Here is a 24,067-nt window from a genome sequence, read left to right on the forward strand (position 1 = left end):
CATTGACGCTACCGTCTGGTAGTGCCTGTGGAGAGCGACGGCGACCCGGCCGCCCGGGCCGCCGCGGGCACCCGTCCCGTGCACAACCTCTGGCGGCTCCGCCGATACCTGCGCCCGTACGCCGCCGAATTCGTCTGGCTGCTCGTCGCCGGGCTGGCCGGCACCGCGGCCGGGATCGCCGTACCGCTGGTGGTGCAGCGGGTCGTGGACGGGCCGGTGGCCCGACACGAACCGGGCGGGCTGCTCCAGCTCGGCGGCCTGGCGCTGCTGCTCGGTGTCGTCGAGGCGGTGCTCATCTTCATCCGCCGGTGGGTGCAGTCGTCCTCGGCGGTGGGCATGGAGGCGGCGTTGCGCGCCGACGTCTACGCCCACCTGCAACGGTTGCCGACGAGCTTCCACGACCGCTGGCAGTCCGGCCAGCTGCTCTCCCGGATCACCAGCGACCTGTCGGTGATCCGCCGGTTCCTCTCCTTCGGCGTGTTCTTCCTGGTGCTCAACCTGACCACGTACGTGGTCGTGGTGCTGCTGCTGATCAACCTGCACCCGGCGCTCGGGGTGCTGGTCGCGGCGAGCGCGGTGCCGCTGCTGCTGATCAGTCGCCGGTTCGGGCGGCACTACCACGCGGCGTCGCGCCGGATGCAGGATCAGCAGGGCGACGTGGCGACGCTGGTCGAGGAGACCGCGCAGGGCCTGCGCACCATGAAGGCGTACGGGCGGGGCCCCGAACTGGCCGCCCGCTTCGCCGGTGCGGCCCGGCGACTGCACGACACCGGCGTCGGCAAGGGACGGCTGCTCGCCGACACCTCGGCGCTGCTCGACCTGGTGCCCAACGTGACCCTGGGCGTGGTGCTGGTGGCGGGGGCGACCGCCGTCGCGCAGGGCGCGCTCACCATCGGCGAGCTGGTCGCGTTCGTCAGCCTCCAACTGATGCTCATCTGGCCGGTGCAGTCGCTGGGTTGGATCATCGCCAACGGCCAGGAGGCGGCCACCGCCGCCGACCGGATCCAGGAGGTGCTGGACACCCCACCGGAGATCGTGGACTCCCCCGGCGCGGTCGCGTTGCCCCGCGACGCGGTGCGCGGCCGACTGCGCTTCGAGCGGGTCGCGTTCCGCTACCCACGTGCCAACGGCGCCGTGCTGCGCGAGATCGACCTGACCATCGAGCCGGGCGAGACGCTGGCCCTGGTCGGTGCCACCGGCTCCGGTAAGAGCACGATGCTCTCCCTGGTGCCCCGGCTGCACGAGGTGAGCGCCGGCCGCATCACCCTGGACGGGCACGACCTCCGCGAGATTCGGTTGGCCTCGCTGCGCCGGCTGGTCGGAGTGGCGTTCGAGGAGCCCACGCTCTTCTCCATGTCGGTGCGGGAGAACCTCACCCTGGGTCGCCCGGACGCCGGTGACGACGAGATCCGCGCGGCCCTCGCGCTGGCCCAGGCCGACTTCGCGTACGACCTGCCGTGGGGGTTGGCCACCCGGGTCGGCGAGCAGGGGTTGTCCCTCTCCGGTGGGCAACGGCAACGGCTCGCGTTGGCGCGGGCCGTGCTCGGCCGACCGGCGGTGCTGGTGCTGGACGACCCGCTCTCCGCCCTCGACGTGCACACCGAGGCCCTGGTCGAAGCGGCGCTTCGCCGGGTCCTGCGCGACAGCACCGCGCTGCTGGTGGTGCACCGGCCGTCGACGATCGCGCTGGCCGACCGGGTCGCCCTGCTGGAGGACGGACGGATCACCGCGACCGGCCGGCACTCCGACCTGCTGGCCACCGTCCCGGCGTACCGGGCGCTGCTCGCCGCCGAACCGCCCACCGGGCATCCACCGCCGGCCGGCGCCACCGGGCCCAGCCCGTCCCCTTCGGACGGGTGGGGGCTGGTGCGCTCGTGAGCGTGCCGAAGCAGGCCGACCCACCTCCCGAAGAGGAGCCCGAGCTCACCCGCTGGCGCGGAACCGCCACCGACCCGGAGGCCGACCGCAGTCGAGCTGAGGACACCAGCCCTGAGGCGGTGGCCCGGCTGCGCCGGCTCAGCCGTACCCTGCTGGGCGACCTGCTCCGGTCGCACCGGGGGCGACTCGCCGCGGCGGTCACCCTGCTGCTGGCCCAGAACGGCGCCGCGATGGCCGGCCCGTACCTGGTCATGGTCGGCATCGACCGGGCCATCGCGCCGTTGCGCGCCGGAGACGCCGGCCCGCTGATCACCGTCGCCGGGGCGTTCGCGGTGGCCTCGGTGACCGAGTACGCGGCCCGCCGCGGCTTCCTCACCCTCTCCGCCCGGATCGGCCAGGCCGTCCTGCTCGACCTGCGGCAGCGGGTGTTCGGGCACTTCCTGCGGCTGTCGGTGGGCTTCCACGAGCGGTACACGTCCGGCCGGATGGTCTCCCGGCTCACCAGCGACCTGGACTCGATCGCCGAGCTGGTCGACGGGGGGATCGACAGCCTGGTGCTGGCCGGGCTCTCGATCCTGTCGGTGGCGGCCATCCTGCTCTGGTTGGACCTGCCGCTGGCCGCCGTGACGCTGTTCGCCTTCCCCTTCCTGCTCTGGCTCTCCCGCTGGTTCGCCCGGTCGTCGGCCAGCGCGTACCGGCGGACCCGGGACGCGGTCGCGCTGGTCATCGTGCACTTCGTCGAGTCGATGCGGGGCATCCGTGCGGTGCAGGCGTTCCGCCGGGAACCCCGTAACCAACGGATCTTCGTGGCGCTCGGCGACGACTACCGACGAAGCAGCCTGCACGCGTTCCGGCTGATCGCCAGGTACTCGCCGGCGATCAAGCTGATCGGCAACGTCACCGTGGCGGTGGTGCTCTGCTACGGCGGTTGGCGGGTGCTCGGCGGGCAGACCGAGATCGGTGTGCTCGCCGCGTTCCTGCTCTACCTGCGCCGCTTCTTCGAGCCGATGCAGGAGCTGAGCCAGTTCTACAACTCGTTGCAGTCGGCCACCGCCGCGCTGGAGAAGCTGGCCGGGGTGCTCGACGAACGACCGGGTGTCGCCGAACCGGCCCGGCCCACCCCGCTGCCGACCGGGCCCGGCCGTGGTGAGCTGCTGTTCCGGTCGGTCAGCTTCGGCTACCGGGCCGACACCCCGATCCTCTGCGGGCTGGAGTTGACCGTGCCGGCCGGGCAGACCGTGGCGTTGATCGGGCCCACCGGGGCGGGCAAGTCGACGATCGCCAAGCTGGTCGCCCGGTTCCACGACCCCGACACCGGCACCGTCCGGTTGGACGGGGTCGACCTGCGCGACGTCCGCGACGCCGACCTGCGCCGCGCGGTGGTGCTGGTGACACAGGAGAACCACCTGTTCAGCGGGACCGTCGCGGAGAACATCCGGTTCGGCCGCCCGGGGGCCGACGACGCCGCCGTCCAGGCCGCCGCGCGGGCGATCGGCGCGCACGACTTCATCGCCGCCCTACCCGAGGGGTACGCCACCCAGGTGCACCGACGCGGCGGCCGGCTCTCCGCCGGGCAGCGGCAGCTGGTCGCGTTCGCCCGCGCGTTCCTCGCCGACCCGACCGTGCTCATCCTGGACGAGGCGACGTCGTCGCTGGACGTGCCGACGGAACGTCTGGTGCAGCGGGCGCTCGGCACCATCCTGCGCGACCGGACCGCCCTGGTGATCGCCCATCGACTGTCCACCGTGGAGACCGCCGACCGGGTGCTCGTCCTCGACGGCGGAACGGTCGTCGAGGACGGCCCACCGGCCGTGCTGGCCGAGGCCGACGGCCGGTACGCCGCCCTGCACCGCCAGTGGCGCGACTCGCTGATCTAGCAGGGCCGCCGCCCCGGGCGGTGCCGGTGTGTTCGGCCGCAACTACGTCGCCCCGCACCCGGGAGGTGCCTACGATCACAGGATGACCGATACGGCGAGGACGGCCCGCGCCGGCGTTCCCGAGCGTCCCACCCTGGACGGGCTCGAGGAGAGCTGGGCACGCCGCTGGCAGGAGGAAGGCACGTACGCGTTCGACCGCTCGAAGCAGCGCGGCGACGTGTTCTCGATCGACACCCCGCCGCCGACCGTATCGGGCGAGTTGCACATGGGGCACGTCTTCTCGTACACCCACACCGACACCACCGCGCGGTACCAGCGGATGCGCGGCAAGGCCGTCTTCTATCCGATGGGCTGGGACGACAACGGTCTGCCCACCGAGCGTCGGGCGCAGAACGTGTACGGGGTGCGCTGCGATCCGGCACTGCCGTACGACCCGGTGTGGCGGCCACCGGCGGCGCCGGTCGACGACGCGGCCCGCCGCGACCCCACCCCGATCTCCCGGCGCAACTTCATTGAACTGTGCGAACGGTTGACGGTCACCGACGAGCAGGCTTTCGAGGCGCTGTGGCGTCGGCTCGGGCTGTCGGTGGACTGGTCCCTGACGTACACGACGATCGGCCGGATCGCCCGGACCGCCAGCCAGCGGGCGTTCGTCCGCAACCTGCGCCGCGGCGAGGCGTACCAGTCGGAGGCGCCGACGCTCTGGGACGTCGGCTTCGCCACCGCGGTCGCCCAGGCGGAGTTGGAGGACCGGGAGCGCCCCGGCGCCTACCACCGGTTGCGGTTCACCGCACCCGGTGGGCGTGAGGTGCTCATCGACACCACCCGACCCGAGCTGTTACCGGCCTGCGTGGCGCTGGTCTGCCACCCCGACGACGAGCGGTACGCCGACCTGGTCGGTGGCACCGTGCGTAGCCCGCTGTTCGACGTCGAGGTGCCGGTGTACGCCCATTCGCTCGCCGACCCGGGCAAGGGCACCGGCGTCGCGATGGTCTGCACGTTCGGTGACCTGACCGATGTGACCTGGTGGCGTGAGCTGGGCCTGGACACCCGGGTGGTGATCGGCCGGGACGGCCGGCTGCTCCCCGAGCCGCCGCACGGGGTGCCGGCGCAGCCGTACGCGGCGCTGGCCGGGCAGACCGTCAACGGCGCCCGCCGGGAGATCGTCGGGATGCTGGCCGACGCCGGTGACCTGATCGGCGAGCCACGCCCGATCACCCACCCGGTCAAGTTCTACGAGCGGGGCGACCGGCCACTGGAGATCGTCTCGACTCGACAGTGGTATCTGCGCAACGGCGGCCGGGACGAGGCGCTGCGCGCCACCCTGTTGAGGCGGGGCGAGCAACTGCACTGGGTGCCGGCGCACATGAAGCACCGCTACGACAACTGGGTGGGCGGCCTGAACGGGGACTGGCTGGTCAGCCGTCAACGCTTCTTCGGGGTGCCGGTGCCGGTGTGGTACCGGCTCGACGACACTGGCGAGCCGGACTGGTCCCACCCTCTCACGCCGGACGAGTCCGCGCTGCCGGTTGATCCATCCAGCGACCCGGCACCCGGTTACGAGGAGCCGCAGCGCGGCCGACCGGGCGGCTTCATCGGCGACCCCGACGTGCTGGACACCTGGGCCACGTCCTCGGTGACCCCGCACATCGTCGGCGGCTGGGAGACCGACCCGGACCTGTTCGCCCGGGTCTTCCCGATGGACCTCCGCCCCCAGGGGCAGGAGATCATCCGCACCTGGCTCTTCGACAGCGTGGTCCGTTCGCACTTCGAACACGGGGTGCTGCCCTGGCGGGACACCGTGCTGTCGGGCTGGATCCTCGACCCGGACCACAAGAAGATGGCGAAGTCCAAGGGGAACGTGGTCACCCCGCTGGCCCTGTTGGAGCAGCACGGCTCGGACGCGGTGCGCTACTGGGCGGCCAGTGGGAAACCCGGCATGGACCTGGCCTTCGACCCGGCGCAGATCAAGGTCGGCCGGCGACTGGCCACCAAACTGCTCAACGCGTCCAAGTTCGCTCTCGGGCTGGGCGCGGCGGACGCCCTGCGCTCCCCGGCGACCGCTCCCCTCGACCGGGCCATGCTCGCCGAGCTGGCCACCGTGGTCACAGCGGCGAGCACCGCCTTCGACTCGTACGACCACACGGCGGCGTTGCAGGCGACCGAGGCGTTCTTCTGGCGGTTCTGCGACGACTACATCGAGCTGGTCAAGGAGCGCGCCTACGGCACCGGCGCGGCGGCGGACTCCGCACGGGCGGCGCTGGCCTCGGCGCTGTCGGTGCAGCTGCGGTTGTTCGCCCCGGTGCTGCCGTACGTGACCGAGGAGGTCTGGTCGTGGTGGCGGTACGGTTCGGTGCACCGGGCCCCGTGGCCGACCACGTACGAGGTGGCCCGGACGATCGAGGGGTCGGGTGAGCCGGCGCTGCTGCGGCTCGCCGGTGACGCGTTGAGCCAGGTGCGACGGGCCAAGTCGGAGCGGAAGCTGTCGATGAAGGCGGAGGTGCCCCTGGCGGAGGCGCTCGGCCCGGCGGCGCTGCTGGAGCAGCTCACCCTGGTCGCCGACGACCTACGGGCGGCGGGCCGGATCGGCAAGCTCGACCTGCTCCCGGACCGCACCCCGGAGTTGGTCATCGCCTGCGCCTTCTGACCGGCGTCCGCCGCCGCCCGCTCGGGCGGCGGCGGGCCGGCAGGTCACCAGCCGCGCAGGAAGCGCAGCCCGAGCAGGAACGCGATCACGGCCGGCCCCACCAGCAGGGTGATCGCCTGGAGGCGGTACGGCATCCGGTGTCGGGTCAGCTCCCCCGCGTTGCCCAGCACGATGGCCCCGGCCAGCATCAGGAACGCCCCCCACCAGCCGGTCTCCAGGTGGATGAGATCCACCCGGATCAGCTGCAGGGTCAGGCCGAGCAGCGCGCCGGTGAGCGCGAGCAGGGCCACCGCCCGGTGCAGACCACGGGCCAGCGGGTGGGCCGCCCTCCAGCCGTAGGTGCCGGCGACCGCCAGGCAGGGCAGCACCACCATGAGCGGCCATCCTCGCCCCATCACGCCGAACATCAGCAGCGCGCCGACCGCGAAGGCCATCGTGCCGACGCAGGCGAGCATGTACCCGGCGAACGCCCGGCCACCGCCGCGGGCCAGCAGCGGCCCACCACTGGCCGCGATCAACGCGGCCGGGATGAGGATGAACACCGCCCACCAGTGGAACTGGCCGCTGCCCTGGGCCGCAGTGGCGACCGTGGCGCAGGCCAGCCCGGCGACGGCCAGGCTGGTCAGCCACGGTCGGCTGCTGCGGGAGTATGGCTCAGCCAACGACGTCCGCTCCGCTTCGACGCTCACGCCCGTCAGCCTGACCCGGGGTGGCCCGACCGGTCCATCCGGCCAGCCCTACCGCCGGGCGGGGGCTGGCCGGAACAGGGCTCCGCACCGCCGTCAGCTCGTCTCGCCAGCCACACTGAACGAGCGCAGGCGGTCGATGGCGAGCACCGTGAACCCGACACTGACCAGCGCGGTCATCGCCGACGCCAGCGGCGCCGACACGCTCGTCTCCAGCAGCCCGGTGGGGGCGATCCGGTCGGTGAGGGCGATGACGTACTGCTGGATGGAGAGCACCTTGGTGCCGCTGACGAAATTGCCCAGCAAGCCCTCCCAGATCAGCACGTAGACCAGGCCGAGCAGCACCGGCCGCCGGGTGACGAGGCTGAGCGCGAGGAACAACGCCGAGTACGCCAGCGCGCCGAGCGCCGCCGCGGCGGCCAGCGCCAGACCGAGGCGTACCGAATGGGCGAGCACGCCCGCGACGTAGAGCGGCACCGCGACGGTGGCCGCGGTGACCACGGCGGCCACCGCGAGCTTCGGCAGCACGATCTGCCAGCGCGGCAGCGGTTTGGTCAGGATGTGCACCACCGTGCCGTCGTCGATCTCGGCACCCAACACGCCCGTCCCGATGATCAGCGCAACCACCGGCAGCACGACGGCCAGCCCGAGGCCGACCAGCACCGGCGGCGCCCACTGGCGCGGGTCCACCCCCAGCGACCGGCAGAGCACGGCCAACCCGAGCAGCACCAGTGGCAGCGGTAGCAGCAGCAGGAACCGACGTCGGCCGAACAACCCGCGCGCGGTGATCCAGGTAATGGTCGACATCTAGGCCTCCACCAGGTAGGAGAAGACGCTCTCCAGGGACTCGTCGGACGGCACCAGCTGGCGCACCCGGATGCCTTTGTTCAGCGCGATCCGGGGTAGTGCCCGGGTGAACGCGCCGTAGTCGCCGGCCCGCACGGTCAGGCCGGTCGGGTCCAACTCGACCCCGCTCACCGACGCCTCGGCGATCAGCGCGACGGCCAGCGCCCGGTCGTCCGTGGAGCGCACCGCGAAGACGTGCGGCCGGTTGGTCATCAACCGGCGGATGGTCCGGAAGTCGCCGGAGGCGGCCAGCCGGCCGGCCACCATCACCTGCACCGTGCCGGAGACCTGTTCGACCTCCTCCAGGATGTGCGAGCTGAACAGGATCGTCCGGCCGGCGTCGCCCAGGGTGTGCAGCAGCTCCATCATGTGCAGCCGCTGGCGCGGGTCCATCCCGTTGAACGGCTCGTCGAGCAGCAGCACCTGCGGGTCGTGCACCAACGCGGCGGCCACCCGGGCGCGCTGGCGCATGCCTTTGGAGTACGTGCTGATCCGGCGGTCCTGTGCCGACTCCAGCTCCACCAGGTCGATGGCCCGTCGGGCCGCGGCGGCGGGATCGGACAGCCGGTGCAGCTTCGCGCTGGCCAGCACGAACTCGTACGCGGTGAGGTAGCCCTGCACCGCCTCCCGTTCGCTGACCAGCCCCAGCCGCCGGTAGACGTCAGGGTTGCGCCAGGTCGGCTCGTCGTCGAGGGTGACCGTGCCACGCGACGGGGCGAGGAACCCGGCCATCATGTGCAGCAGGGTGGTCTTGCCGGCGCCGTTCGGGCCGAGCAGACCGGTCACCCCCGACCCCAGGGCCATGCTGATGTCGTTGACCGCGACCACGTTGCCGTACCACCGGGACACCCCGGTCAGGTTCAAGGTGCTCATCAGGAGGCGACCTTCCGGTAGCGGGCCAGCAGGAGGGCGGTCGCGCCGGTGATCAGCAGCACCGCGGCCAGGGCGTAGACCGGGCCGAACCCGCCGATCATCATCTCGCCCGGGTCACCCTCGACGAGCAGGTCACCCAGCGACCAGATGCCCACCCCCTGCACGAGCGTGGAAGGGGAGGCGAGCCCGGCCAACTCGTTGGCGGTGTGCGACGGCAGGATGCTCAGCACGCCCACGATCGGGGTGGTCATCAGGAAGACGGCGACGACGCCACCGGCGGCGAAGGCACGCTTGCCGGTCAGCGACGCGACCAGCAGGCCGACCGAGGCGAAGACAACCGCCCACAACCCGGCGTAGAGCAACCCGGGCAGCAGGTCGAGCAGTTCGTTCCACACCCCGCGCATGCCCTGCTTGGTGGTGAACGCGGCACCCAGGAACATCAGCAGTTGTGGCCCGCCGAGCAGCAGCCAGAGCGCGGTGACCAGCGCCAGCAGCTTGGCCAACGCGTAGTCGGAGCGGGGCAGCGGACGGGAGAAGTACAGCGGCAGCACACCGCTGCGCAGGTCCCGGGAGACCAACTCCGGGGCGACGACCGCGACGAAGAAGATGACCAACCAGCTCATCGCGTCGGCGAACTGGGCGTACGTGGCGACCGGCTCGCCGATCTGGCTGCGGATGGCGGCCAGGGCCACCGCCACCAGTGCGACGATGCCGACCACCAGCCACGGGAAGATCTTGGCCTTGGCGCTACGCCCGAACCCGAACGCGGTACGCAGACCGTGCAGGTAGAGCGCGCCGAAGACGTGTCGGCGGCCCAGCCGCACACCCTCGTAGCGCTGGTAGCCGATGTCGTGGATGACGCCGGCCGGCGTCTGCCGCACGGCGGCGGTGGACTGCTCAGGCATGAGTGAGCTCCCTCGTGGCGAAGAGTTCGGCCACCCGGTGCCGGCGCTGGTCCAGTCGGTGCAGTGGCAGGTCCAGTTCGGCGACCGCACCGAGGATCAGGTCGTAGGTGCCGTCGTCGGCGAGCGGCACGAGGAGCAGTCGCCCGTCCCGGGCGACCGGTAGTTGCAGTTCGGCGAGTCGGGCGGCGAGTTCCTCGGTGCCCTCGCTGACCTCCACGGCGAGCACGTCGGTGGCCGAGGTCATCGCGGAGATGTTGTCGGCGCGCAGCAGCCGGCCGCCGTCGATGGCGACCAGCGTGTCGCAGATCCGCTCGACCTCGCCGAGCAGGTGCGAGCAGACCAGCACGGAGATGCCGAACTCGGTGCCGATGCGGTGCACCAGGGCCAGCATGGCGTCCCGGCCGGCTGGGTCCAGGCCGTTGGTCGGCTCGTCCAGCAGCAGCAGGTCGGGGTCGTGCACCAGCGCCTGGGCCAGCTTGACGCGCTGCTTCATGCCGGTCGAGTAGCCGCCGACCGGGCGGTAGCGCTCCTCGTAGAGCCCCACGTGCCGCAGCGCCTCCGAGGCCCGCTCGCGGGCCGCGGTGCGGGGCAGGCCGCTCATCCGGCCGAGGTGGGTGACCAGCTCGGCGGCGGAGAGGTCCGGCGGGAGGCAGTCGTGTTCCGGCATGTAGCCGACCCGGTTGCGGACGGCCGCCGGGTCGGCGGTCGGGTCGATGCCGAGCACCGAGACCTGCCCGCTGGTTGGTGCGATCAGGCCGAGCAGGATCTTGATCAACGTGGATTTACCGGCGCCGTTCGCGCCCACCAGGCCGATGATCCCGGGCTCGACGGCGACGGTGAGGTCGGCCAGCGCGGTGACCCGACCTCCGTACGTCTTGGTGAGCGACTGGGTCGCGATCAGTGTCACGCGCCCAGCGTAGGGAGTCGATGCCCAGCATGGGCTCCGGCACGCCCCCGGCGCTCCCCTGATCCTTCCCCGTCCGAACCCCTAAGGTCCGCACCCGGGGCGCGTGCGCGACGTTTCCGCCGGTCCCGCGTTCGCCGCAACCCCGCAGTGGAAAAGAGCCACCCAAGGTGACACCATTCACCTCCCGTTCACCGGACATCGATCCGCCCGGTGGTCGACCGACGACGTGGGAGGGATCGATAGCCGCGATGGGTGTCCCCAAGGTGAGCGTCGTGGTGCCGGCGTACAACTGCGGCCCGCACATCGAGAAGCTCGTCGCCTCGCTGTTGCGCCAGTCCCTGCCGGCGGACGAGTTCGAGGTGATCTTCGTCGACGACGGCTCCACCGACGACACGGCCAAGCGACTGGACCGGCTGGCCGACGCGCACCCACACATCAAGGTGCTGCACATCGAGAACTCCGGCTGGCCGTCGCGTCCGCGCAACCTCGGCATCGAGGAGGCCCGCGGCGAGTACGTCTTCTTCTCCGACGACGACGACTGGTTCGCCACCGAGGCGCTGGAGCGGCTCTACGCCTGCGCGAAGGCGAACGACGCCGACATCGTGATCGGCAAGATGGCCGGGTACGGACGTCCCGTACCGCGGGAGCTGTTCCGGAAGAACCGCTTCGACGCCACCCTGGCGAACTCCCCACTGATCGACAGTCTGACCTGCCACAAACTGTTCCGGCGGTCGTTCCTCAACGAGCACGATCTGCGCTTCCCGGAGGGCGGCAAGCGTCGGCTGGAGGACCACTCGCTGGTCGTTCGGGCCTACTTCCTGTCCCGGCGCACCTCCGTGCTGTCCGACTACACCTGCTACCACCACATCCAGCGGCGCGACGGGCGCAACGTCACCGCCGCCCAGTTGGACCCGTCGAGCTACTTCGCCAGCGTGCGGGAGGCGCTGGACGTGGTGGACGCCAACACCGAGCCGGGCCCGCTGCGGGACCGCCTGCACCGGCGCTGGATGCGCAACGAGATGCTGAGCCAACTCCGGGGCAAGCGGCTGCTGAACGCCCCCGAGGCATGGCTGGAACAGGTCGCGCTGGAGGTCCAGAAGATCATCCAGGAGCGCTTCGCCCCGGGCGTCGCCGGCGGGCTACCACCCCTGCTGCGGGCCGTGGCGTACCTGGCGGAGCGGGGCCGCGTCGCGGACCTGCGCCGGCTCGCCCTCTGGGAGGCGGGCATCGCCGCACACGGCACGGTCGACGAACTCCGGCGCGCCGAGCACGCCGTCACGGTGACCATCGCCGCCGAGCTGCGCTCCGCGAACGAGCCGGTCGGCTTCCGCGACGACGATGGCCGCGACGTGCTGATGCTCCCGATGGAGGAGATCGCCCCCGAGGTGCTGGACGCCACCGCGCAGGTGCGCAAGGCCCGCCTGGACCTGGTGGCCCGGCACCGGGAGACCGGCATCGAGGTCTTCCTTCCGTTGAACTTCCAGACCGAGCGGATCACCGGTACGACCGGACCGGGCACCGTCCACCTCGTACACCGGGCCACCGCCACGATCGACTTCGCCGCCCTCAACGGCGGCCGGACCCGAGGCAGTTGGATGCTCAAGGCCCGGATCACCAACGTGGGCTGGACCGAGGACGCGCGACTGCCGTTGGTGTTCCTCTGCCGGGCGGACGGCTCGCGACCCCGGATCCGCGACGAGCGGAAGGTGTGGAACCGGCTGCGGTCGGCGGTAGGCCGGCGGGTCAAGCGCTGATCCGTCCGCCGGGGTCCTGGAGTGGCGCCCTCGACCGATCGGCGGTCGGCTGCGAAACTGTGTGCCGGTCAGCGAGTGGGGGGTGTGGATGAGCAACGGCTGGGTGCTGCCCGACGAGGTGCTGCGGGACGCACCGGCGTACACGCCACGTCCCGGTGAGCTCGCGGATCTGGAGCTGCTGCTGACCGGCGCGTACGCCCCTCTGACCGGCTTCATGACCCGCGCCGACCTGGTCTCGGTCAGCCGACGCGGCCGGCTGGCCGACGGCACACCGTGGCAGGTGGCGGTCGTTCTCCAGGTGCCGGCGACGCTGGCGCAGACCCTGGATCCGCGCGACCCGGCCCGCCGGGCGCTCGTGCTGACCGACGGGGAGGGCGCCCCGGCGGCCGCCCTGGACGTGGCCGACGTCTGGCCGGTGCGCGAGGGCGTGGCGGGGGTGGGCGGCCAGGTCCGGCGGCTGGGCGACGGTGGACACGGTCCGTTCCAGCGACTGCGTCGTAACCCGGAGGAGGTCCGTGCGCTGCTGCCTCCGGGCCGGGTGCTCGGGGTGATCGCCGACCGGCCGCTGCACCGTCCGCAACTCGCCCAGATCGCCCATGCCGCGCGTACCCTGGCCGCTCATCTGCTCGTGATGATCCCGGTCGGTGAGGGTGGCGTCGACGGGCTCCCGCCGGAGGCGCTGGTCCGTACGATCTTCGCCGCACGGGACCGGATGCCGCCCGCCACCCTGGTCGCGGTGCCGCTGTCGCACCGACGCGAGGAGATCAGCGACGCGTTGCTACGGGCCCGGGTCTCCGCCGCGTACGGGGTCACCCACCTGCTCTCCACCGGGGAGATGCTCTCCGGTGCCGGGCTGCGGGTGCTGGTGCCGCGCGAACTCGCCTACGACAACCGGGACGGGCAGTGGCGTTGGCGGGAGGACATCCCACCGCGCAACCGCCGGCTCGCGCTGACCCAGTCGGAGATCGACGACCTGCTCGACCGGGGTTTCCCGCTGCCGGAGTGGCACACCCCGCCCGCCGTGGCGCGGGAGTTGGCCCGCGCCCGGCCGCCGCGTCGGCAGCGCGGGCTGGTGGTCTTCCTGACCGGCCTCTCCGGCTCGGGTAAGTCGACGATCGCCCGGGGGCTGGCGGACGCGTTGCGGGAGAGCGGCGACCGCACGGTGACCCTGCTCGACGGGGACGTGGTGCGCCGGGAGCTCTCCGCCGGACTGGGCTTCAGCAAGGCCGACCGGGATCTCAACGTCCGGCGGATCGGTTGGGTGGCCGCCGAGATCGCCCGGCACCACGGTGTGGGCATCTGCTGCCCGATCGCCCCGTACGCGGCGGCGCGCGCCACCGCCCGGGAGATGGCCCTCGCCGCCGGGGCGGGTTTCGTGCTGGTGCACGTGGCCACCCCGCTGGAGGTGTGCGAGCGGCGCGACCGCAAGGGCCTGTACGCGCGAGCGCGGGCCGGCCTGCTCACCGGGATGACCGGGATCGACGACCCGTACGAGGAGCCGACCGACGCCGATCTGGTGCTCGACACCACCGACGTCAGCGTGGCGGACGCGGTGCAGGCCGTGCTGCACCATCTGACCGAGACCGGCTGGGTGGAGCTGAAGATCACGTCCGCCTGAGGCGCCGCGGGACCCGTTCCTTCCACCGTTGACCCGTACGCGCTAGTGTTCATCTTTGTTGGAACACGTTTGACCGCGTGAGGGTACGTGGACCCCCGGGGAGGCACGGCGGATGCTCGCTCAGCAGCGGCAGGCGGCCATCCTGGAGCGGGTCCGCTCGACCGGCGGCGTCCGGGTCAGCGAGTTGGCAGGCGAGTTGGGCGTGTCCGACATGACCATCCGGCGTGACCTGGACGCGCTGCACGAACGCGGCCTACTGGCCAAGGTGCACGGCGGCGCCACCCTCACCGGGCCGAGCTCAACCGACGAGCCGGGCTTCCACGCCAAGTCGGTCCGCCAACTGCCGGAGAAGGCGGCCATCGCCGACCGGGCAGCTCAGCTGGTCCGCCCGGGAGCGGCGGTCGCGCTCTCCGCGGGGACCACCACGGCCGAACTGGCCCGCCGACTGGTGGACGTGCCCGAGCTGACCGTGGTGACCAACTCGCTGCCGGTGGCCGAGATCATGCACGCCGGGGGCCGCCCGGACCAGACGGTGGTGCTCACCGGCGGCGTCCGCACACCGTCGGACGCGCTGGTCGGCCCGCTCGCGGTCGGGGCCGTCCGGTCGCTGCACCTGGATCTGCTCTTCCTGGGCGTGCACGGCATCACCGAGCGGGCCGGCTTCACCACCCCGAACCTCATGGAGGCGGAGATCGACCGGGCGCTGGTGGCGGCGGCCGACCACCTGGTGGTGCTCGCCGACCACACCAAGTGGGGCACGGTGGGCATCTCGTCGATCGTCGAGTTGGCGGCGGCCCACGTACTGGTCAGCGACGACCGGTTGCCCGAGCCGGCGCGACGGGTACTCGGCGAACGGGTGGGCGAACTGATCATGGTGAAGGCGACAGGGGCGGGCCGCGTGACGCGCACGCCGACAAGTGAGGGGACGGCGCCGTGAAGCGCACCGCGATCGACCTGGCCGACGGCCGGGAGCTGATCTACTTCGACGAGCGCGACGACGCGGTCCGCGACCAGCCCGACCGCCGGGACCTGCCGCCGCCTCCCCCCGCGTCGCAGCTGCGCTACGACCCGCTGACCGACGAGTGGGTGGCGGTCGCCGTGCACCGGCAGACCCGCACCTTCCTCCCGCCGGCGAACGAGTGCCCCCTCGACCCGTCGGTGGGCGACCACCTGACCGAGATCCCGGCCCCCGACTACGACGTGGTGGTCTTCGAGAACCGGTTCCCGTCGCTGAGCGGCCGGGTGGCCGAGGAACCCGGGGAGATCACTCCGTTCACCCCGGTCCGGCCGGGCCTCGGCCGGTGCGAGGTGGTCTGCTTCACCTCCGACCACAACGCCTCCTTCGCCAGCCTGCCGCCACGCCGGGTACGCACCGTGCTGGACGCGCTCGCCGACCGCACCGAGGCGCTCGGTGACCTGCCCGGGGTGGAGCAGATCTTCTGCTTCGAGAACCGGGGGGTCGAGATCGGCGTCACGCTGCATCACCCGCACGGGCAGATCTACGCGTACCCCTTCGTGACGCCACGCACCCGCGCGCTGCTGGCCGCGGCGCGCCGCCACGCCGAGCGGACCGGCGGGAGCAACCTGTACGCGGATGTGCTGGCCGCCGAGCGCGCCACCGGTGACCGGGTGGTCGCCGAGAACGAACACTGGACGGCGTTCGTCCCGGCGGCCGCCCGCTGGCCGTTCGAGGTGCACGTCGCGCCGCACCGCCCGGTGCCGGACATCCCGGCGCTCAGCGACAGCGAGCGGGACGCCTTCGGGCCGCTCTACCTGGATCTGCTGCGCCGCTTCGACGGCCTGTTCGACATGCCGATGCCGTACATCTCGGCCTGGCACCAGGCGCCGGTACGGATCGACCGTGAGCTGGGCCACCTGCACCTGCAGCTGTTCAGCATCCGGCGGGCCGAGGACAAGCTGAAGTTCCTGGCGGGCTCCGAGTCCGGGATGGGTGTCTTCATCAACGACATCTCCCCGGAACGCGCCGCCGACCTGCTGCGCGCCGCCTGAGCAGCCCCGCGCCCTTGCGGGGAACAGGGCGCGGGGGGCCCGGGACAGGGCCCCCCGCAGGGAAGGGACGGCTGGCTGTGCACGGCACAGCCGGGAAGGCTGGCTGATCGGCGCACGGGTGCCGCTGGTCGACCGTGGTCAACCTTCCTGGACTCGACTGGCATCTCGTCCATCCTGGTCAACGAGGCGCGCCGGGGGCAGTGACGCCGACCGGCGCGGCGTCGCCGGACACGCCGAAGCCCGCCGGCAGCGTGCCGGCGGGCTCCGATGACGTACGCCTGGATCAGGCAGCGATCTTGCGGGCCAGGTTCTCGTCGAGCGCGTTCATGAACTCGTCGGTGGTCAGCCACGGGGCGTCGCGCGAGATGAGCAGCGCGAGGTCCTTGGTCATCTGGCCGCCCTCGACGGTGTCGACGATGACCTGCTCCAGGGTGTTGGCGAACTCGGTGACCGCCGGGGTGCCGTCCAGCTTGCCCCGGTGGGCCAGGCCCCGGGTCCAGGCGTAGATCGACGCGATCGGGTTGGTCGAGGTCTTCTCACCCTTCTGGTACTGCCGGTAGTGCCGGGTGACCGTGCCGTGCGCGGCCTCGGCCTCGACGGTACGGCCATCCGGGGAGAGCAGCACCGAGGTCATCAGGCCCAGCGAGCCGAAGCCCTGCGCGACGGTGTCGGACTGCACGTCACCGTCGTAGTTCTTGCAGGCCCAGACGTAGCCGCCCTCCCACTTGAGCGCGGCGGCGACCATGTCGTCGATGAGCCGGTGCTCGTAGGTGATGCCGGCGGCGGCGAACTCGTCCTTGAACTCGGCCTCGAACACCTCGGCGAAGATGTCCTTGAACCGGCCGTCGTACGCCTTGAGGATGGTGTTCTTGGTGGACAGGTAGACCGGGTAGTTGCGGTCCAGCCCGTACCGGAACGACGCCCGGGCGAAGTCCCGGATCGACTCGTCGTAGTTGTACATGCCCATGGCGATGCCGCCGCCGGGGAAGTTGGCGACCTCCATCTCCATCGGCGCGCCGCCGTCGGCCGGGGTGTAGGTGATGGTCACGGTGCCCGGGCCGGGGACGACGAAGTCGGTGGCCTTGTACTGGTCACCGTGGGCGTGCCGGCCGATGATGATCGGCTTCGTCCAGCCGGGGACCAGCCGCGGCACGTTGGACATGATGATCGGCTCACGGAAGACGACGCCGCCGAGGATGTTGCGGATCGTGCCGTTCGGCGACCGCCACATCTTCTTCAGGCCGAACTCCTCGACCCGGGCCTCGTCCGGGGTGATGGTCGCGCACTTGACGCCGACGCCGTGCTCCTTGATGGCGTTGGCGGCGTCGATCGTGACCTGGTCGTCGGTCTCGTCGCGGTGCTGGATCGACAGGTCGTAGTAGTGCAGGTCGACGTCGAGGTAGGGCAGGATCAGCTGCTCCCGGATCTGCTTCCAGATAATCCGGGTCATCTCGTCGCCGTCGAGTTCTACGACCGGGTTGTTTACCTTGATCTTCGCCATCGGCCGGCGCTCCTCTCGGGGGACACGTGCTCAAGCAGTACGAGCGTACTGCAATAGGGCCGGCAGCCCCCAGCCGGCCTCGACCGGCCGGCGAAAGCCGGGCTGCGCGGATCAGGAACTCCCTGGATCATGACGCGATGCCACTGAGCCGCACCCTCGGGTCTATCACGGTCACCGCCCTCACCGACGGTGAGGGTGCCTTCTTCCAACCCCGCGCGGAGGCGTTTCCGCACGCCACGGCGGCCCACTGGGCGGAGGCCGACCGGCGCGACCCCCTGATCGGTTGATCATGGGGTTGACGGGGTTTTCGATCTCCACGCGTGCCGCTAACCCCATGATCAACCGGGTGGGGTGGGGTGGGGTGGGGGTGGGGGTGGGGTGGGGTGGGGTGGGGGAAGGGCGCGTCGGCGGAGCCGGCGCGCCCTTCGGGTGGTTCGGGGAACTACATGCTGGAGATGTCGCTCTGCTTCGCGCGGACGGCCTCGGCCGCCTCCAGGAGGCTGGCGCGCTCGTCGGCGTCCAGGTCGGTCTCGACGACCCGCTTGACGCCCTCGGCGCCGATCTCGGCCTCGACACCGAGGTAGACACCGGAGATGCCGTACTCGCCGTCGACCCAGGCGCAGACCGGCATGACCTCGCCGGAGTCCTCCGCGACGGCCTTCGCCATCCGGGCGGCGGCGGCGGACGGGGCGTAGTAGGCCGACCCGGTCTTGAGCAGCGCGACCACCTCGGCGCCACCGTTGCGGGTCTTGACGACCAGCTCCTCGATCTGCTCGGCCGGCATCGCGTCGCGCAGCGGCTTGCCGTTGACGGTGCTCTGCGACGGAACCGGGACCATGGTGTCGCCGTGCGAGCCCAGGGTCAGCGTGCGTACGGAGGCCACCGGCACGTTCAGCGCCTCGGCGACGAAGTTGCTGAACCGGGCGGTGTCGAGCATGCCGGCCTGACCGAGCACCCGGTTCTTCGGGAACTGGGTGGCGATCTGGGCCAGCGCGGTCATCTCGTCCAGCGGGTTGGAGACCACGATGACGACGGCGTTCGGGGCGTACTTGGCGACATTCTCGGCGACCTGGCGGACGATCTTGGCGTTGGTCTCCAGCAGGTCCATCCGGCTCATGCCGGGCTTGCGCGGCAGACCAGCGGTGATCACGACGACGTCGGAGCCCTCGATGCTCTCGTAGCCCTCACCGTTGGGGCCGGTGGTCACGCCGACGACCTTGGTCTCGAAGCCCTCGATGGCCCGGGACTGGTTGAGGTCGAGCGCGAGGCCCGCGGGCTTGCCCTCCACGATGTCGGTGATCACTACGGTGTCGAAGACGTCGTACTCGGCCAGGCGCTGTGCGGTGGTAGAGCCGTAGAAGCCAGCCCCGACGACAGTGACCTTCTTACCCATGGTCGTCCCACTCCCTGATACCAGTCGGTTTTCCGGACCGTATCAGTCATCCTGGCACCGATCAGGCCAGGGGCGGCGGGCATCGCCGGGATGGGGCGAACGTCACCGGAGTCGCCGGCGCACGGTTCAGTCGCGCTCCGCGCGCTCCACCACGTTGGTGAGCAGCATGGCCCGGGTCATCGGCCCGACACCGCCGGGCATGGGGACCAGCGCGCCGGCCGTCTCGGCCACCTCCGGGTCCACGTCGCCGGTGTATCGGCCCTTGCCGTCCGCGCCGATCACACGCGTGATGCCGACATCCACCACCACCGCGCCCGGGTTGATCATCTCGGCGGTGAGCAGACCCGGTACGCCGGCCGCGACGATGACGATGTCGGCGGCGCGGGTGTGCGCGGCGAGGTCGAGGGTGCCGGTGTGGCAGAGGGTGACGGTGGCGTTCTCGCTGCGCCGAGTGAGCAGCAGACCGAGCGGCCGGCCGACGGTGTTACCCCGACCGACCACCGCGACGGTCGCGCCGCGCAGCGCCACGTCGTGCCGGCGGAGCAGCTCGACGATGCCGCGCGGGGTGCACGGCAGCGGGCCGTCGTAACCGAGCACGAGCCGACCCAAATTGACCGGATGCAGGCCGTCGGCGTCCTTGTCCGGGTCGATCAACTCCAGCACCCGCTGGGTGTCGAGGTGGGCCGGCAGCGGCAACTGGACGATGTAGCCGTGGCACGCCGGGTCGGCGTTCAGCTCGGCCAGTACGTCGTCGACCTGCTGCTGGGTGGCGTCGGCCGGCAGTTCGCGGCGGATCGAGGCGATGCCCACCTCGGCGCAGTCGCGGTGCTTGCCGTTGACGTACGCCTGGCTGCCCGGGTCCGCCCCGACCAGGACGGTGCCGAGCCCGGGGATGATGCCGCGTTCCGCGAGCGCCTTCACCCGTATGCGCAGCTCGTCCTTGATTTCCGCTGCGGTTGCCTTGCCGTCCAGAAGCGTCGCCGTCACGACCAGATCGTCTCACGACCACCACCCGCGATTCAGACGACCTCGCTCGGGTCGTTGCGCCGGCACCGGGATGTGCTGGCCGGCGGGCGGCGGGCCGGCTTGGGGACGAGTCACCAGCGGAGTAACGGTGTGTGACGTGTTGCTAGTCACTCTCGGTCACATTTTGTGGATGTGATCACAGTCGAACCAGACAGAACGGGCCTGGGCCCCGGAGACCGGACGGCCCACCCGGAAAGCGTCGAGCTGGCCGAGTCACGCCCAATCAACCAACCATCCGCCCTGATATCCGCAGGTGGTGGTCGATAAGACCGGTTTGGGGTAGCAGCTCCGACCGCTTCCGACAAGGAAGGCGAGCCCGGACCGTTACCCACCCGCAACCGCTCCGTTGTCGAAGGCTCATCGCCGACCTACCGTTACCGCTTGTTGCGCAGCGTAAACCCAGCGTCGGGCCTGACTGCGCAGCGTGAGGAGATGAGGAGGCTCAATGCGAGTTCGTAGACTCGCCGCCTGGACCGCCCTCCCGCTCGCGGTGACGCTGGGCCTCGCGGCCTGCGGCAGCGGCGGAGACGGTGGATCCGGCGGCAGCGACAGTTCGGTGGTCAGCATCCAGATCGCCGAGCCGAAGCACCTGGTTCCCACCAACACCACCGAGACGTCGGGTTCGCAGGTGATCTCCGGCCTGTTCAGCCCGCTGGTGGACTACGACGCCCAGAACAAGCCGTACGAGGTCGCCGCGCAGTCGATCACCTCGTCCGACAACAAGGTCTGGACGATCAAGATCAAGGACGGCTTCACCTTCCACAACGGTGAGAAGGTCACGTCCCAGAACTACATCAACGCGTGGAACTACGGCGCGTACGGCCCCAACGGCCAGGACACCAACCCCTTCTTCGAGAAGATCGCTGGTTACGCCGACCTGCAGGGCAAGGCGCCGAAGGCCAAGGAGATGTCCGGCCTGAAGAAGGTCGACGACCTCACCTTCACCGTGACTCTCTCCGAGCCGTACATCGACTTCAAGACCACGCTGGGCTACAACGCGTACTTCCCGATGCCGGACGCCGCGTTCTCGGCTCCGGGCGTGCTCAAGGACTCCTACGAGCAGGCCCCGATCGGGCAGGGTCCCTTCAAGATGAAGGGCACCTGGCAGCACGACAGCAAGATCGACGTCGAGCGGTACGACGCGTTCCCGGGCGAGAAGCCCAAGGTCAAGAACATCGAGTTCCGGATCTACCAGCAGCTCACCGCGGCCTACGCGGACGTCCTGGCGGACAACCTGGACGTGCTGCCCACGATCCCGACCGAGAGCCTGAGCACCGCGCCGAGCGACCTGGGCGACCGGTACAAGACCAGCCCGATGTCGTCGTTCCAGTTCCTCGCGTTCCCGACGTTCGACAAGGACTACAGCAGCCCGGACGTCCGTAAGGCCATCTCGATGGCGATCGACCGTGACGAGATCACCAAGTCGGTCTTCAAGGGTTCGCAGACGCCGGCGCGCTCCTTCGTCGCGCCGATCCTGCCGGGTTACCGGGAGGACACCGCGGGCAAGGCCGCCCAGTTCGACCCGACCGAGGCCAAGAAGCTCTACCAGGCCGCCGGTGGTCCGTCGAAGATCGTCATCTCGTACAACGGCGACGGCGGTCACAAGGACTGGGTCGACGCCACGGTCAACCAGCTCAAGGCCAACCTGGGCGTCGACGCCGTCGGCGTGGCCGAGCCGAAGTTCGCCGACCTGCTGACCAAGGTCGAGAAGAAGACGCCGGTGGGTGCCTTCCGGATGGGTTGGGTCATGGACTACCCGACCATGGAGGACTACCTCGGCCCGCTGTACAGCACGAACGGCGCGTCGAACTACTACGGCTACAGCAACCCGGAGTTCGACCGGCTGGTCAAGGAAGGTTCCTCCGCCAAGACGCAGGACGAGGCGATCGCCAAGTACCAGCAGGCGGAGGACATCCTGGCCAAGGACATGCCGGTGATCCCGCTCCGGTTCGGCCAGAACGTGTTCGGCCACTCGTCCAAGGTCAAGAACGTCGAGATGGACCTGTTCCAGCGGGTCAACCTCGTCAAGATCGAAGCAGCCAACTGAGCTGACCATGGTGCGGGCCACCCGGGCGACGTAGCCCGGGTGGCCCGGACCGCACCACCGGAGCCGGGCCGCCACAGCGGGCCCGGCGTCGGTGGTGCCGGCTCCCCCGGGCCGGACGGCACGTCTCGGATATTTCGGGTACGACCAGAGATGCCGTCCTGCGACCCTTTCGCACATTTCCGGAGAGACTGCTAAGCATGTTCCGCTACATCCTGCGGCGCCTACTGCAGATGGTCCTGGCGTTCTTCGGGACCACCCTGATCGTCTACGCGCTGACATTCGCCGGGCAGGGCGACCCGATCCAGGCGCTCGCCGGCGAACGGCCGGTCACGCCAGCGCAACGCGCCTACCTGACCGAGAAGTACCACCTGGACGCCACCGGGGTCGGCGGCTTCTTCTACCGCTACTTCGACTACGTGAAGAACCTGCTCCAGGGCAACCTGGGCGAGTCGCTCACGGGTCGCAGCATCGGTGACATCCTCCAGCAGGCCTGGCCAGTGACCGTGCGGCTCGCGCTCATCGCGCTCGCTGTGGCGATCATCTTCGGTGTCACCGCCGGGGTGCTCGCCGGCATCCGCCGGGCCAGCATCTTCGACAACTCGACGCTGGTGCTGACCCTCCTGGTGCTGGGCATCCCGACCATCGTGCTGGCGCCGCTGGCGCAGTATTTCCTGGGCGTCAAGTGGCAGCTCTTCCCACCCACCGCCGGCTCCGACCCGACGTTCTACGCGCTCCTGCTGCCGGGCATCGTGCTCGGGTCGCTGTCGCTGGCCACCGCCCTACGCCTCACCCGGGCCTCGGTGGCGGAGAACCTGCGCGCGGACTACGTCCGGACCGCCCGGTCCAAGGGCCTGGTCAAGCGGCGCATCGTCATCGTCCACGTACTGCGCAACTCACTGATCCCGGTGGTCACCTTCCTCGGTGTGGAACTGGGCAACCTGATGAGCGGCGCGATCATCACCGAGGGTGTCTTCAACATCCCCGGCGTGGGCTTCAACCTCTTCCGCGGCATCCGCACCGAGGACGGCCCCCTGGTGGTGGGCATCGTCAGCGTGCTCGTCGTGGTCTACCTGGTCTCGAACCTGGTGGTGGACGTCCTGTACGCCGTACTCGACCCGAGGATCCGCTATGAGTGAGCAGGCATGAGCGACTTTGAGACTGTGGCGGCCTCCGAGAACCAGGCCGCGCGACGGGGCCCCTCGGGGGAGCCGGGCGCACCCAACCAGGTCGGCGCAGCGCAGAAGCCGCGCAGCCTGGCCGGCGACGCCTGGCGCGACCTGCGCCGCAACCCGATCTTCTGGATCTCGCTGGCGTTGGTCGTCATCCTCACCCTGATGGCGCTGTTCCCCGGGGTGTTCACCGCCAACGACCCGAACAACTGCGTGCTCTCCCGGCAGCACGCCGGGCCGTCCGGCGGGGCGATCTTCGGGTACGACTTCCAGGGCTGCGACACGTACGCGCGGGCGGTCTACGGCACCCGGGCGTCGCTGCTGGTCGGCGCGCTCGCCGCGCTCGGCACCGGGATCATCGCCCTGGTGATCGGCATGTTGGCCGGTTACTTCGGCCGCTGGGTCGACGCGGTGCTCTCCCGGGTGATCGACGTGGTGCTCGGCATCCCGCTGCTGCTGGCCGCGATCGTGCTGCTCAAGCGGGTGTCCAGTGACAACCAGTGGGCTCGGATCGGCGCGGTCGTCTTCGTGCTGGCGCTGCTCGGCTGGACCACCGCCGCCCGCGTCGTCCGGTCCTCGGTGATCACCGCGAAGGAGCAGGACTACGTCGCGGCGGCCCGGATGCTCGGCGCCGGCAACGGTCGGATCATGTGGCGGCACATCCTGCCCAACTCGCTGGCCCCGGCCATCGTCGTGCTGACCATCGCACTCGGCTCGTTCATCGCGGCCGAGGCGACGCTCTCCTTCCTGGGCATCGGCCTGAAGGCGCCCACCATCTCGTGGGGGCAGGACATCGACACCGGCCGTATCCACATGCGGGAGGCGGCCACCCCGTTGATCGTCCCGTCGACCTTCCTGGCCCTGACCGTGCTGGCGTTCATCATGCTCGGCGACGCGATCCGGGACGCCTTCGACCCGAAGCTGCGGTGA

The 24,067-nt window shown here is 70.8% G+C and carries 19 protein-coding genes; 11 read left to right on the plus strand and 8 right to left on the minus strand.

Annotation, left to right across the window (positions count from 1 at the left end):
- Positions 1–21 precede the first annotated feature (21 nt).
- From EV382_RS21155 to valS, 3 genes are all read left to right on the plus strand, one after another.
- On the plus strand, positions 22–1,878 hold the full coding sequence (locus tag EV382_RS21155; RefSeq protein ID WP_130404481.1) for an ABC transporter ATP-binding protein: 1,857 nt from the start codon (positions 22–24) through the stop codon (positions 1,876–1,878).
- Entirely contained in the window at positions 1,875–3,755 is a 1,881-nt protein-coding gene (locus tag EV382_RS21160; RefSeq protein WP_130404483.1) for an ABC transporter ATP-binding protein, read from the plus strand. Before EV382_RS21155 ends, EV382_RS21160 begins: the two co-directional genes overlap by 4 nt.
- Before the next feature lie 82 nt (positions 3,756–3,837).
- The gene (valS, locus tag EV382_RS21165) at positions 3,838–6,402 is read left to right on the plus strand and encodes a valine--tRNA ligase (RefSeq protein ID WP_130404485.1); all 2,565 of its coding nucleotides are present in this window, start codon (positions 3,838–3,840) and stop codon (positions 6,400–6,402) included.
- Between the two features lie 44 nt (positions 6,403–6,446).
- On the opposite strand, the gene EV382_RS21170 is transcribed toward valS, so the two are convergent.
- From EV382_RS21170 to EV382_RS21190, 5 genes are all read right to left on the minus strand, one after another.
- Positions 6,447–7,091: a hypothetical protein gene (locus EV382_RS21170; protein WP_130404487.1), complete on the minus strand. Its 645-nt coding sequence runs from the start codon at positions 7,089–7,091 to the stop codon at positions 6,447–6,449.
- Between the two features lie 93 nt (positions 7,092–7,184).
- Positions 7,185–7,895, minus strand: coding sequence for an ABC transporter permease subunit (locus tag EV382_RS21175; RefSeq protein WP_130404489.1), 711 nt, complete (start codon positions 7,893–7,895; stop codon positions 7,185–7,187).
- On the minus strand, positions 7,896–8,807 hold the full coding sequence (locus EV382_RS21180; protein WP_130404491.1) for an ABC transporter ATP-binding protein: 912 nt from the start codon (positions 8,805–8,807) through the stop codon (positions 7,896–7,898). It lies immediately after the preceding gene.
- Positions 8,807–9,712, minus strand: a complete 906-nt coding sequence (locus EV382_RS21185) for an ABC transporter permease (RefSeq protein WP_130404493.1) — start codon at positions 9,710–9,712, stop codon at positions 8,807–8,809. The genes EV382_RS21180 and EV382_RS21185 overlap by 1 nt, the downstream gene beginning before the upstream one ends.
- A complete protein-coding gene (locus EV382_RS21190) occupies positions 9,705–10,619 on the minus strand; it encodes an ABC transporter ATP-binding protein (RefSeq protein WP_130404495.1) in 915 nt (304 codons plus the stop codon). The genes EV382_RS21185 and EV382_RS21190 overlap by 8 nt, the downstream gene beginning before the upstream one ends.
- Positions 10,620–10,867: 248 nt before the next feature.
- Here EV382_RS21190 and EV382_RS21195 point away from each other — a divergent pair, with 248 nt between their 5' ends.
- The 4 genes from EV382_RS21195 to galT all read left to right on the plus strand — a co-directional run bounded on the left by EV382_RS21195 (position 10,868) and on the right by galT (position 16,001).
- Positions 10,868–12,373 carry a glycosyltransferase family 2 protein gene (locus tag EV382_RS21195; protein ID WP_244236777.1) on the plus strand — a complete coding sequence of 502 codons (1,506 nt, stop codon included), beginning with the start codon at positions 10,868–10,870 and terminating at the stop codon, positions 12,371–12,373.
- Positions 12,374–12,461: 88 nt separating this feature from the next.
- Positions 12,462–13,991 carry an adenylyl-sulfate kinase gene (gene cysC, locus EV382_RS21200; protein WP_130404497.1) on the plus strand — a complete coding sequence of 510 codons (1,530 nt, stop codon included), beginning with the start codon at positions 12,462–12,464 and terminating at the stop codon, positions 13,989–13,991.
- A 112-nt stretch (positions 13,992–14,103) separates the two neighbouring features.
- Complete coding sequence (locus EV382_RS21205; protein ID WP_130404499.1) at positions 14,104–14,928, plus strand: DeoR/GlpR family DNA-binding transcription regulator; 825 nt, start codon at positions 14,104–14,106, stop codon at positions 14,926–14,928.
- Positions 14,925–16,001 (plus strand): galactose-1-phosphate uridylyltransferase, encoded by a 1,077-nt coding sequence (gene galT / locus EV382_RS21210; protein WP_130404501.1) that lies wholly within the window; start codon positions 14,925–14,927, stop codon positions 15,999–16,001. Before EV382_RS21205 ends, galT begins: the two co-directional genes overlap by 4 nt.
- A 283-nt stretch (positions 16,002–16,284) precedes the next feature.
- Here galT and EV382_RS21215 read toward each other — a convergent pair whose 3' ends face one another.
- Positions 16,285–17,502, minus strand: coding sequence for an NADP-dependent isocitrate dehydrogenase (locus EV382_RS21215; protein WP_130404503.1), 1,218 nt, complete (start codon positions 17,500–17,502; stop codon positions 16,285–16,287).
- Positions 17,503–17,639: 137 nt separating this feature from the next.
- Here EV382_RS21215 and EV382_RS21220 point away from each other — a divergent pair, with 137 nt between their 5' ends.
- Positions 17,640–17,789: a hypothetical protein gene (locus tag EV382_RS21220; protein ID WP_244236778.1), complete on the plus strand. Its 150-nt coding sequence runs from the start codon at positions 17,640–17,642 to the stop codon at positions 17,787–17,789.
- A 155-nt stretch (positions 17,790–17,944) separates the two neighbouring features.
- Here EV382_RS21220 and EV382_RS21225 read toward each other — a convergent pair whose 3' ends face one another.
- Positions 17,945–18,895 carry a malate dehydrogenase gene (locus EV382_RS21225; RefSeq protein WP_130404505.1) on the minus strand — a complete coding sequence of 317 codons (951 nt, stop codon included), beginning with the start codon at positions 18,893–18,895 and terminating at the stop codon, positions 17,945–17,947.
- A gap of 126 nt (positions 18,896–19,021) precedes the next feature.
- Positions 19,022–19,882, minus strand: a complete 861-nt coding sequence (locus tag EV382_RS21230) for a bifunctional methylenetetrahydrofolate dehydrogenase/methenyltetrahydrofolate cyclohydrolase (protein ID WP_130404507.1) — start codon at positions 19,880–19,882, stop codon at positions 19,022–19,024.
- A 484-nt stretch (positions 19,883–20,366) separates the two neighbouring features.
- Here EV382_RS21230 and EV382_RS21235 point away from each other — a divergent pair, with 484 nt between their 5' ends.
- The 3 genes from EV382_RS21235 (at position 20,367) to EV382_RS21245 (ending at position 24,067) form a co-directional block, all read left to right on the plus strand.
- Positions 20,367–21,968 (plus strand): peptide ABC transporter substrate-binding protein, encoded by a 1,602-nt coding sequence (locus EV382_RS21235; protein ID WP_130404509.1) that lies wholly within the window; start codon positions 20,367–20,369, stop codon positions 21,966–21,968.
- Between the two features lie 197 nt (positions 21,969–22,165).
- A complete protein-coding gene (locus tag EV382_RS21240; RefSeq protein ID WP_130404511.1) occupies positions 22,166–23,104 on the plus strand; it encodes an ABC transporter permease in 939 nt (312 codons plus the stop codon).
- Positions 23,105–23,110: 6 nt separating this feature from the next.
- On the plus strand, positions 23,111–24,067 hold the full coding sequence (locus tag EV382_RS21245) for an ABC transporter permease (protein WP_130404513.1): 957 nt from the start codon (positions 23,111–23,113) through the stop codon (positions 24,065–24,067).

It is taken from the genome of Micromonospora violae (assembly GCF_004217135.1).
Classification (GTDB): domain Bacteria; phylum Actinomycetota; class Actinomycetes; order Mycobacteriales; family Micromonosporaceae; genus Micromonospora; species Micromonospora violae.

Bases quoted from the DNA above. Each gene is read 5' to 3' on its own strand.
- EV382_RS21240 (WP_130404511.1), top strand. From the start codon at position 22,166: ATGTTCCGCTACATCCTGCGGCGCCTACTGCAGATGGTCCTGGCGTTC.
- EV382_RS21185 (WP_130404493.1), bottom strand. From the start codon at position 9,712: ATGCCTGAGCAGTCCACCGCCGCCGTGCGGCAGACGCCGGCCGGCGTC.
- EV382_RS21235 (WP_130404509.1), top strand. From the start codon at position 20,367: ATGCGAGTTCGTAGACTCGCCGCCTGGACCGCCCTCCCGCTCGCGGTG.
- EV382_RS21245 (WP_130404513.1), top strand. From the start codon at position 23,111: ATGAGCGACTTTGAGACTGTGGCGGCCTCCGAGAACCAGGCCGCGCGA.
- EV382_RS21180 (WP_130404491.1), bottom strand. From the start codon at position 8,807: ATGAGCACCTTGAACCTGACCGGGGTGTCCCGGTGGTACGGCAACGTG.
- EV382_RS21175 (WP_130404489.1), bottom strand. From the start codon at position 7,895: ATGTCGACCATTACCTGGATCACCGCGCGCGGGTTGTTCGGCCGACGT.
- EV382_RS21205 (WP_130404499.1), top strand. From the start codon at position 14,104: ATGCTCGCTCAGCAGCGGCAGGCGGCCATCCTGGAGCGGGTCCGCTCG.
- cysC (WP_130404497.1), top strand. From the start codon at position 12,462: ATGAGCAACGGCTGGGTGCTGCCCGACGAGGTGCTGCGGGACGCACCG.
- EV382_RS21195 (WP_244236777.1), top strand. From the start codon at position 10,868: ATGGGTGTCCCCAAGGTGAGCGTCGTGGTGCCGGCGTACAACTGCGGC.
- EV382_RS21220 (WP_244236778.1), top strand. From the start codon at position 17,640: ATGCCACTGAGCCGCACCCTCGGGTCTATCACGGTCACCGCCCTCACC.
- EV382_RS21215 (WP_130404503.1), bottom strand. From the start codon at position 17,502: ATGGCGAAGATCAAGGTAAACAACCCGGTCGTAGAACTCGACGGCGAC.
- valS (WP_130404485.1), top strand. From the start codon at position 3,838: ATGACCGATACGGCGAGGACGGCCCGCGCCGGCGTTCCCGAGCGTCCC.
- EV382_RS21225 (WP_130404505.1), bottom strand. From the start codon at position 18,895: ATGGGTAAGAAGGTCACTGTCGTCGGGGCTGGCTTCTACGGCTCTACC.